This window comes from Mesorhizobium comanense, assembly GCF_005503535.1.
GTDB lineage: Bacteria > Pseudomonadota > Alphaproteobacteria > Rhizobiales > Rhizobiaceae > Mesorhizobium > Mesorhizobium comanense.
The window spans coordinates 174,257-183,626 of record NZ_SCNN01000014.1; the positions used below are offsets into that span (position 1 = coordinate 174,257).

10 protein-coding genes are annotated in these 9,370 nt (G+C 64.4%); 3 read left to right on the forward strand and 7 right to left on the reverse strand.

What is annotated here, in order from left to right:
* Positions 1–20 precede the first annotated feature (20 nt).
* On the reverse strand, positions 21–674 hold the full coding sequence (locus FFS37_RS23180; protein ID WP_137933285.1) for a TetR/AcrR family transcriptional regulator: 654 nt from the start codon (positions 672–674) through the stop codon (positions 21–23).
* Between the two features lie 154 nt (positions 675–828).
* The gene (locus FFS37_RS23185) at positions 829–1,287 is read right to left on the reverse strand and encodes a MarR family winged helix-turn-helix transcriptional regulator (RefSeq protein WP_137933286.1); all 459 of its coding nucleotides are present in this window, start codon (positions 1,285–1,287) and stop codon (positions 829–831) included.
* Between the two features lie 98 nt (positions 1,288–1,385).
* Here FFS37_RS23185 and FFS37_RS23190 point away from each other — a divergent pair, with 98 nt between their 5' ends.
* Both FFS37_RS23190 and FFS37_RS23195 read left to right on the forward strand, forming a co-directional pair.
* Positions 1,386–1,691, forward strand: coding sequence for a Rieske (2Fe-2S) protein (locus tag FFS37_RS23190; protein WP_137933287.1), 306 nt, complete (start codon positions 1,386–1,388; stop codon positions 1,689–1,691).
* A gap of 2 nt (positions 1,692–1,693) precedes the next feature.
* Positions 1,694–2,416 carry a glutathione S-transferase family protein gene (locus FFS37_RS23195; RefSeq protein ID WP_171026376.1) on the forward strand — a complete coding sequence of 241 codons (723 nt, stop codon included), beginning with the start codon at positions 1,694–1,696 and terminating at the stop codon, positions 2,414–2,416.
* 37 nt (positions 2,417–2,453) lie between these two features.
* On the opposite strand, the gene FFS37_RS23200 is transcribed toward FFS37_RS23195, so the two are convergent.
* The 3 genes from FFS37_RS23200 to FFS37_RS23210 are packed head-to-tail and all read right to left on the reverse strand — an operon-like array spanning position 2,454 to position 7,047.
* Entirely contained in the window at positions 2,454–5,264 is a 2,811-nt protein-coding gene (locus tag FFS37_RS23200; RefSeq protein ID WP_137933289.1) for a CHAT domain-containing protein, read from the reverse strand.
* A 35-nt stretch (positions 5,265–5,299) separates the two neighbouring features.
* Positions 5,300–6,583 (reverse strand): FAD-dependent oxidoreductase, encoded by a 1,284-nt coding sequence (locus FFS37_RS23205; RefSeq protein ID WP_137933290.1) that lies wholly within the window; start codon positions 6,581–6,583, stop codon positions 5,300–5,302.
* 53 nt (positions 6,584–6,636) lie between these two features.
* A complete protein-coding gene (locus FFS37_RS23210; protein ID WP_137933291.1) occupies positions 6,637–7,047 on the reverse strand; it encodes a winged helix-turn-helix transcriptional regulator in 411 nt (136 codons plus the stop codon).
* Positions 7,048–7,179: 132 nt separating this feature from the next.
* Between FFS37_RS23210 and FFS37_RS23215 the strand changes: the two genes are divergently transcribed.
* Positions 7,180–8,070, forward strand: coding sequence for an SDR family oxidoreductase (locus tag FFS37_RS23215; RefSeq protein ID WP_137933292.1), 891 nt, complete (start codon positions 7,180–7,182; stop codon positions 8,068–8,070).
* 93 nt (positions 8,071–8,163) lie between these two features.
* Here the strand turns inward: FFS37_RS23215 and FFS37_RS23220 are convergent, their stop codons facing one another.
* Positions 8,164–9,204 carry an SDR family oxidoreductase gene (locus FFS37_RS23220; RefSeq protein ID WP_137933293.1) on the reverse strand — a complete coding sequence of 347 codons (1,041 nt, stop codon included), beginning with the start codon at positions 9,202–9,204 and terminating at the stop codon, positions 8,164–8,166.
* A gap of 40 nt (positions 9,205–9,244) precedes the next feature.
* The coding region (locus FFS37_RS36635) for a KUP/HAK/KT family potassium transporter (RefSeq protein WP_408631447.1) at positions 9,245–9,370 on the reverse strand (126 nt) is incomplete at its 5' end.

Here is a 9,370-nt window from a genome sequence, read left to right on the forward strand (position 1 = left end):
CTTCCTTCCCGTTTTGAAGATCAGAGAGCCCTAGGCTCGGTTTTTGCTCCGAAAAGAGCGATAAACTGCTGCGTCGCCCGCACGGCATCGCCGCCGATCGCCGCCTCAGTCAATTCCAACCGGTCACCGAGCAGCAGACGGATCTGCACGTCGCGGCCAACCAGCCCGAAGAAAGTTCGGAATGCCGTCTCGGCATCCGTGAAATCGAGAAGTCCCGCTTGCCGGCCGGCTTCCAGAACCGGCTTCAGCCGCCTGGCCAGCGCAAAGCGGCCGTTCTCCAGCACGACGGCGCCGAGATTGTCCTTGCCCGAACCCGCATGACCAACCGCCACCCTGTTGAGCGCGATCGACGTGTCGCTGGAGATAACCTTCAGCCAGTCGGAGGCAAAGCTCTCCAGGCTTGCCGTCAGCGAGGCGAGATCCAGGCCCCGGCCATCGACGGAAGCCACGCGCACCTTCGAAGCCTGCCACTGCACCGTCGCCGTCAGCAGCCCGTCGCGGTCGCCGAACCACTTGTAGAGCGTTTCCTTCGAACAGCTCGCCCGCCGCGCCACGGCGGTCATGGTCAGGCTATCGCCCTCCTCGACCAGCAGCCGCAGTGCCGCGTCGAGAACGGCCTGCTGCCGCTCCGTCAGCGCATGGCTGTTGTCGATGTCGGCGTTTGCCAGCAACACACGATTGCTCCTCGGCGGCATAGCAAGCCAGCATCTTCGGCAAGCCGTACCGTACGTTACGGTTCGCCGTTCTATGCCTTATCTCCGGAAAGCTTGCAAGCCTTATTTCTATTTGCGCGATCCGGTCTTGCCGAGCCTATTCGAGCTTCGATGATCAATCAGAGACAGGCGGATCGCGCAGCCTGCCCAGCAGCGCCGACAGCGCGTTCAACTCGTCAGGCGAAAGCCCGGCGCCGACCAGGTCGGCGATCGACCGGCCATAGACCGCCCACATCCGGCGGCGCGTTTCGCGGCCCTTGGCCGAGATGCGGATGGTTTGTCCCCGGCCATCGTCGGCCACCGGCAGTTTTTCGACCAGCCCGTCCGCCTCCAGACGCGCCAGCAAGCGCGAAATGTTGTACTGCGCGAACAAGGTGCGCTCGATCAGCTGAAACGGCCGCAAACCGCCCTCGCCCGCTTCGGCAAGTTCGTGCAGCACGTCATACCAGGCAAGCGGCGGCAGGCCGCCCTGCTTCAGCGCGTCTTCTGCGCGCTCCACCAGCTGGCGCGAAACGCGCATCAGGCGCGCCCAGGCCTTTATGGCTTCCGGTGAAGGCATGGCTTTTTCGGTCATGGCCCATCCATAGGCGATAGATGCAAGTGCATCAAGCTTGACGATCAATGCAAATGCATCTACGTAGATGCATCTGCATTAATTAGAGAGACAAAGCCATGAAGCACGAAATCTGCAAACTCGCCGACATTCCGCGAACGGGCAGCCTGATTGCCCCCTTCTTCGGCCGTGAAGTTCATGTCTGGCGCAGCGGCGAGCGCATCCGCGCGGCGGCCAATGTCTGCCTGCATTTCGGCGGACCGCTGGATTGCAAGGATGGCAGGCTGGTCTGCCAATGGCACGGGGCCTCCTTCGACATGGCATCGGGCGATCGCCTCGACGGCCCGGCGCCAAAAGGTTCGCGACTGATGTTCCTGTCCACGCGCGCTGACGGCGACGCGCTGAACTACGTCTGGGGAGAGTGAGATTGTCCGACAAGCTCGTTCTCGTCAGCCATCCTCTCTGCCCTTATGTCCAGCGCGCGGCGATTTCGCTCAGCGAGAAAGGCGTGCCGTTCGAGCGCGTCGACATCGACCTCGCCGCCAAGCCGGATTGGTTCAAGGCGATATCGCCGCTGGGCAAGGTGCCGCTGCTGCGCGTGCGGCAAAGAGGCGGGGAAGCGTCGATCTTCGAATCCGCCGTCATCCTTGAATTCCTCGAGGAGACCGAAACCAATCCCCTCCATCCCGCCGATCCCTATGACCGCGCCCGGCATCGCGCCTGGATCGAGTTCGGTTCGGCCATCCTCGACGCCATCGGCCGGTTCTATTCGGCGGCCACCGAGGCTGGTTTCCTTGCCGAATCCGCCGCGCTGTCGTCCATGTTTGGCCGCCTGGAAACCGAACTGGCCAACAGCAACGGCCCGTGGTTCGCCGGTCCTCGCTTCTCGCTGGTCGATGCGGTCCATGGACCGGTATTCCGCTACCTCGACGCCTTCGACCGGATCGGCGATTTCGGCATTCTGCGGGACAAGCCGAGGATCCAGGCCTGGCGGCAAGCCTTGGGTGCTCGTCCCTCGATCAGGAACGCCATTGCTCCGGATTATCCGCAGCGCCTCGACGCCTTCCTGCGGGCCAAGGGCTCTTACCTCTCGAGCCTCATCGGCCGCAGCGATGTCGCCGGAGCATCCGTGTTGGCACGATCCGCCTGAGCGGATTGATCGGGCGCAGCGCCGACTGTCCGCGGCCTCAGTTCTCGAACATGACAAAGGCTGCCCAGACCCGCGGGTCCTGGGCGCCCGATATCTTGCCGTCACGGGCCTCGCGGCGTGTCTGGCGCAGCGCTTCCGGATAGGTCTGTCCGCCGGCAAGACGGCCGTAAAAGCGCTCCATGAAGGCGGCGGTCCCCGCATCGTCCACCGGCCACAGCGCCAGCAGCGAACGTTTGGCCCCGGCAATGTCGATTGCCGTCGGCAGACCGCGCAAGCCGCCGACGAATGTCTCCTGGCCACGCGCCGTCTCACAGGCGGAAAGGACAATCAGGTCGAGGCCCGACAGGTTCCAGTTCATCAATTCCATGCCATAGAGCCGGCCGTCGTCATCGTCGCGTTTCATCGACTGCCGGTCGCCCGACTGCGACAGCACCACCTGGCTCTGCCAGAGTGCGTTGACAGCGCCCACGCCACCCTCCTTCTCGTCGCGATAGGCGCCGTGGGTCGCCAGGTGCGCAACCGTTGCCTGCTCCATATCCTTGCGCAGCCTCCGCTCGCCGGCCTCGGCTCCGGTCAGCATTTCAACCGAATAGTGGTCGGCGCGCAGGATCGAGGCGATGCCATCGACCTCCTTGCGCGTACCGGGGAGCGGCTCCGCTCCCTTTTCGGCACCTCGGGCATAATCCAGGCCGCCGGCCAGCAAGGCCTTGCCGTTCCTGGGAAAACTTTGATCGACGCCGGCGTTCAGCAGCGATTCCGGCCGTGTCAGCATGCGCACGAGGAAACGGTCATCCAGCGAGGCGCCCCTGCCGTCCCGCAGCAGGGGGAACGGTACCGAAAACAGCTTGCCATCCGGCGGCACCACGAAGATCGTGGCGGCGCCGCCGAGCGACGGCTCCAGCGGCGCGATCAGGCCCGCGTAAAGCCCGGTGAACGCCGCGTTGAGGTCGACCAGCGTAACGGCGCCGCGGTCCTGCGCGGAGCGCACCGACCTGAGATTTGCCATACGTGTTTCATGAGCGGCCGGGATCAGCCGGCGCGGATCGCCGAGATCATAGAGCCGTGGCTGCTGGTCCTTGCGGGTGACGATCGCATAAAGCCGCTCGTCCTCCAGCGGATCGTCGCTCTCGCGATCCGCCCGCCATTTGCGGGTGATGAAGTAATCGATCAGCGCCTCGTTTGGCGCCAGCAGCGTATTGGCCGACGGCAGCGGCTTGTCGACGGCGCTCTGTTTGAAACTGTACTTGGCCATCACCTTCGCGGTGGCCTTCTGGTAGGAGGTCTCGACCTGATCGGGTTGCAGCGCGCCTGGATCATCGGAACTCTCGCCGCTGGACGCGGTTTCCTGATAGGCCAGCGAGACCCTTATGGCGGCCTCGATCAGTTGCCGAGTCTCGGTGTCGCCCGGATCGATCAGCCGCAACAGTCGGCGCAGCAGATCCCTTTTCTCGTTTTCAAGCGTCGGCCAGCGGCGAACCGCTTCGGCGAATGCCGGCACCGCGGATGCATTGTCCCTGGCGAGGCGGGCGTAGTCGTAGAGCATGTCGTCCGCCAAAGCGCGGCTGGCCTCGGCGACGACAGGATTGCCCGATGTGCTGACCTGGAACCAGTTCCAGCGCAGCATATCGTCGTTGAGCGCCGCGAAATCGGCGGCGGCCGCGGCCGGATTTGTCTTCGCCTTGAGATTGGCCATCGCCTGCCTCGCCGCGAACGTCAGCGGATGCACGGTCCCATAGGTCGACCCGGCGACGTTATAGGCCCGCTCGAACTGGCTCATGCTGTTTTGGGTGTCGCCCAAGGCCGCGAAATGCGCGGCGAGCAGGTTGGCGATCTTGATCGCCAGTATTTCGGGATAGTTGGGGTCGGTGCTCAATTGCTGGAGCCGCGCCTGCGTCGGCTCATCGAGGGACTGCGCACCGGAGAGCACCCTGGTGTAGAGCAGCCATGCGTCCGCTTGCTCGACCAGATTGCCCTCCTGCTTGAGCACGATGGCGATGTCGCGGTCCTGCTGGAAGTAACGCAGGGCATCGTCGTATCTGCCTAGGTTGAGATAGTCCTGCGCCGTGTTGTTGGCGCTGACCAGGACATCGAAATGGTTCGGCCCGGAATAGCCGATACGCTTCTCCAGCACCGTCAGGTCGTACTGCAAGGCGCGCGCTGGTGCGCCCATCTGGCGCAGCATGTCGGCCAGATTGTTCTGCAGTGTCCAGGTGAAACGGTCATCCTTGCCGAGGACCCGTTCCGCGATTTCCAGATTACGCCGCTCGATCTTGATGGCTGAAGCGATTTGACCGAATGCTGCAACTCCGGTCGCCAACACATCGTTGGCATACATCAGCTCATGCGAGTCGTTGCCGTGGTAGTGGGCATATAGGTTGGTGGCCGTCGCGCACATGGACACGAAGCCCTTGTAATCCTTCTCGGCCTGCTTCAGCAGCGCGTAGTTGAGATAGAAGTCGGCACGCCTCTCCACATCCTGCTGCATCGCCCTGGTTTTCAGGCCCTCAGTGAAAATCTCCTCGGCATAGTCGAGAATCTGATTGCTGAGGAAGGTCGCGCCGGCGTTCGAGTAGCTTTCCACCGTGAACGCGTAGAAGTCGCTTCTGGCGGCATCGAGCAGCGCCGAACGCAACTGCGCATAGCCTTCGTCGAAGCGGCCGGCATCCATCATGAGCTTGTAGGCAGCGTCGATCCTGGCTTTCAGCGCCGCTTCGCTTTCCACCGGCTGTTGAGCGGACTGGTTTGCCGCCTGGGCTTGCGCGCCGGGCAAAGGCGGCACGACGACAAACATCGCCAGCACCAAGGCAAGGAAGCACGCCAGACGTCGCGGCTTTGCGGCTAGGGGCATGGCTGCGTTCACGCGGATCGGCCCAAGCTGAAACTCTACCGGGTCGTATCATGACCGGGATCTTGTCGGAAATCCCATCGGGCTTCCTCGATCCCGATTCGCCCGAACGGATCGATCACCGTGCCGGCTACCATCGACGCGAGAAATTGCGGCGCCGGCGGAATTCGCGCGATCGTCGCCACCAGCCGGTCGCGAATGAAGGGCAGCGCCACGGAATCCGACTGGTAGAAGGGCGTGAACGCCAGCGACAGCGCCTGGAAGACCCGCACATGCCAGCGCCGTGCCTTCGCATAGGCTGCGAGCGCGGTCTCGACACTTGCTGTCCGCGCCAGCGCATGGCTGAGCGCCGCCGCGTCGAGCAGCGCCATGTTGGCTCCTTGGCCCAGTTGCGGGCTCGTGGAATGCGCCGCGTCGCCGATGACAGCCAGCTTGCGGCCAGCCGGAAGCTTCATCGTGTGGTGGCCGTAGCGCGCCAGGGACAGCTGGTCGAAACTCTCGATCTGGCGGGTAAATGCCTCGGCCTGCGGCCAAAGCCGCACCACCCTCGCCTTCCAGGCATCGAGACCCTGCGCGCGCACCGCCTCGGCATCGGCCGGCTTCAGGCTCCAGAAGAAGGCCGCCATCTTGTCGGCGCCCGGCTCCGGCCGGCCGATCGGCAGCACGCCGATCATCACGTTTGCCTTGTCGTAGCGCTGCAGCAGCGCATGCTCGTCAAACCCCTCGCCGCACCATTTGAGCGAGGCCCAGAACGCACCATAGACGAGCGGCCTTGGCGCTTCGGCACTGCCCGCGCTCCGCCGCAGCTTCGAGCGCGAACCGCTGGCATCGACGACCAGATCGAACGGCCCGGCGCTGCGCCCGTTGGCGCAGACCAGGATCGGCCGCTCACCGGCATCCAGCATCTCGATCTCGACGCCGGTCTCGATGGCGATGCCTTCGCGCCGGGCGGCGCCAAACAGCACGCCGAACAGGGCCGCCCGATGGACGGCCAGGCCGAAACGATGGCCGCGCTGGGCATCGTAGCGGACATCGAGCACGGTGCGGCCGGTCGAGGCGTCGGCGCCATGCAGCCGGTCGATGCGGGCACCCAGCGCCAGCATGTCGTCGAGAAGGCCAAGATCGGCCAGAACCGTCAGCCCGGTCGGCTGCAGGATCAGCCCGGAACCGACCGGTTTCGCCTCCTCGAAGCGCTCGAAGACGGTGACGCTGTGCCCGGCACGCTTGAGATAAAGCGCCATGGCCAGCCCCGCCGGACCGGCGCCTGCAATCGCGATATCGTAGGAAATGCCCCTGCCCCCAAAACGAACTGGCCGGACAATCCTTCAGCCACCGGCCGAAATCAAGTCGCGGCGCAGAACGCCGTCCGGCTGCTTCAAGCCTGAGCCGCGTCGAAACCGGCGCGGGCGTCGCGCACGGCGTCATGGTTGAGTTCAGCCCATTGCAGCAGATGCTGCAAGGCGCCGAACATCGAGCGTCCGAGATCGGTGAGACTGTATTCGACACTGGGCGGTTTGGTCGGAAACACCTTCCGATGCACATAACCGTCGCGCTGCAGGTCATAGAGCGTCTGGGTCAGCATGCGCTGAGAGATGTCGGGAACCAGCCGCCGCAATTCGCCGAAGCGATAGGGCTGTTCGGCCAGCGCCGCCATCAACAGAGAACTCCACTTGCCGCTCAGACCCTGGATGACATCACGAACCGGACAGTCGGAAAGGTTGCCGCCGTCCGTCATCGCTTTGTAAATCTCAAGCTTGGATTTCAGATTGACGATCTTGCTATCCATGGCCGGTTCCCTGGCTGTGCCTACCTCCCGAAAAACTGCCTTCTTTACGGGACAGGGTCAATTCCTATTTTAGTGCTGGTCTCTTTTTGAGACTGCCAAGAGAAATTCACCCGCGCGCAACCAGGACATCACATGACCCAAACGCTTCTCGTCACCGGCGCTTCCGGCAAACTCGGCCGCAGCGTCGTCAATCACTTGCTGGATACGTTCAAGGTTCCGGCCGAAAGGATCATCGCCACGACACGCAGCCCGGCGAGTCTCGGCGATCTGGCAGCGCGGGGCGTCACCGTCCGGCAGGCCGATTTCGACGATGCGGCCTCGATGGCCAAGGCGTTCAAGGGCGCGGACCGCCTGCTGATCATCTCGACCGACGAACTGGCGATCCAGGGAAAGCGCCGCGAACAGCAGGTCGCGGCGGTCGCCGCTGCCAGCAAGGCCGGCGTGGCGCATCTGCTTTACACATCGCTGCCCAATACCGAACCCGGCTCGGCCGTGCTGTTCGCCCCCGATCACTACGACACCGAACAGGCGATCAAGACGAGCGGCATTCCCTACACCATCTTCCGCGATGGCTGGTACGACGAGAACCTGTTCATGTCGGCGCCCCAGGTCCTGGCATCCGGGCATTGGTACAGCTCGGCGGGCGAAGGCCGCATCTCCTATTGCGCCCGCGACGACATGGCGGCGGCAATCGCCGGTGGATTGGCATCGGGCGCGAGCGAAAGCACGACCTACACGCTGACCGGCCCGCAGGCCTACACCACGACCGAAGTCGCGGCGTTGATCTCGCAGGTGACGGGCAAGCCCATCGAGGTCATTCAGCTGTCCGACGAAGCGCTGACCGAAGGCATGAAGGCCGCCGGCCTGCCCGAGCCGATCGCCCGGCTGCTCGTGTCCTTCGACGCAGCCACGCGAGCCGGAGACCTTGGCATGGTCACGGACTCCGTCGAAAAGCTTTCCGGCCGCAAACCCATCGCGTTGAAGCAGTTCCTGGAAGCCAACAAGGCCGCCCTGGCTGGTTGAAACCGGCGCGGCGGGAGCCCTGCTTCCGCCGCGCCATCTCTTTGTTCCACGCAATGCCGGAACGGAAAACCGCTCACGCTTCCTGAAATTGCTTTATCTCGATGGCTTGACGAGGCCGAGCCGGACGAGGCTCTCGCCGGTGGCCGCCAGCGCGTCTTCGCGTGAGCGCGGCGCCCAGCCAAGCATGCGCACGGCCTTGGCGTTGGTGGCGTTCTTGACCTTGCCCAGCTCCGTCACGAGTTGCGCCACTTCCGGGTTGAACAGGCCCACCACCCGCACCAGCCAGTCGGGAAGCACGCGGGTCGAGACGCGAGCCGCCGCATCGCCGAGCCGCGTCTTCACGGTCTGCGCGATCTCCCGAACGGTCATGAAATCGCCGGCGACCGCCAGGAAACGCTCGCCTTTTGCAGCGGGACTGGTCATGGCGCGCAGATGCAGGTCCGCCACGTCGCGCGCGTCGACCACGCCGAAAGACAGGCGCGGCAGCCCGGGCATTTTGCCATTCATCATCCGCTGGACGAATTCCGTGGAGGTCGAATGGTCGGCTCCCAGAACCGGCCCGAAAATGCCGACCGGATTGACGACCGCCAGTTCCAGTCTGCCGCCCTCGGCGGCGATGAAATCCCAGGCCGCGCGCTCGGCGAGCGTCTTCGACTTCACATAGGCGCTGACCTTGCCGGCCGGATCGGTCCAGCTCTCCTCGGTGAACGGCCGGCCGTCCGGCGGCATCTTTCCATAGCCGATGGCCGCGAAGGACGAGGTGAGCACGACGCGTTTCACCCCGGCGTCCCGTGCGGCCCGCAGCACCCGCAATGCCCCTTCGCGGGCCGGGACGATCAGCTCATCCTCATGCTTTGGCACGCCAGGCGGAAAGGGCGAAGCGACATGCAGGACGTAGTCGCAGCCTGCGACGGCCTGCGGCCAGCCCGCATCGCTCATCAGGTCGGCGACAGCGAAGGCAAGCCTGCCGTCCGGTTCGGCGCCACCGGCCTTGAGCATGGCCACGACGTCAACCTCGCGCCTGGCGGAGCGCACGGTCGTGCGCACCCGGTAGCCAACCTTCAGCAGTTCGAGAATACAGTGGGCGCCGAGAAACCCCGATCCGCCGGTGACAAGCACCAATTCGCCGCTCATACCGCCCTCCTCATCCGTCAGGCTGCGGCGATCGAGCTCGTCAGATCGCCACCTGCGTGCCGATTTCTACCACACGCCCGGTCGGGATCTGGAAATATTCGGTCGCATCGGCCGCCGTGCGGGCCAACCCGATGAACAGCCTGTCCTGCCACACCGGCATTCCCGA

What these genes read in the sequence shown, in the direction of transcription:
- FFS37_RS23185 (WP_137933286.1), bottom strand. Translation starts at nt 1,287, where the DNA reads ATGACCGAAAAAGCCATGCCTTCACCGGAAGCCATAAAGGCCTGGGCG.
- FFS37_RS23190 (WP_137933287.1), top strand. Translation starts at nt 1,386, where the DNA reads ATGAAGCACGAAATCTGCAAACTCGCCGACATTCCGCGAACGGGCAGC.
- FFS37_RS23200 (WP_137933289.1), bottom strand. Translation starts at nt 5,264, where the DNA reads ATGCCCCTAGCCGCAAAGCCGCGACGTCTGGCGTGCTTCCTTGCCTTG.
- FFS37_RS23210 (WP_137933291.1), bottom strand. Translation starts at nt 7,047, where the DNA reads ATGGATAGCAAGATCGTCAATCTGAAATCCAAGCTTGAGATTTACAAA.
- FFS37_RS23215 (WP_137933292.1), top strand. Translation starts at nt 7,180, where the DNA reads ATGACCCAAACGCTTCTCGTCACCGGCGCTTCCGGCAAACTCGGCCGC.
- FFS37_RS23220 (WP_137933293.1), bottom strand. Translation starts at nt 9,204, where the DNA reads ATGAGCGGCGAATTGGTGCTTGTCACCGGCGGATCGGGGTTTCTCGGC.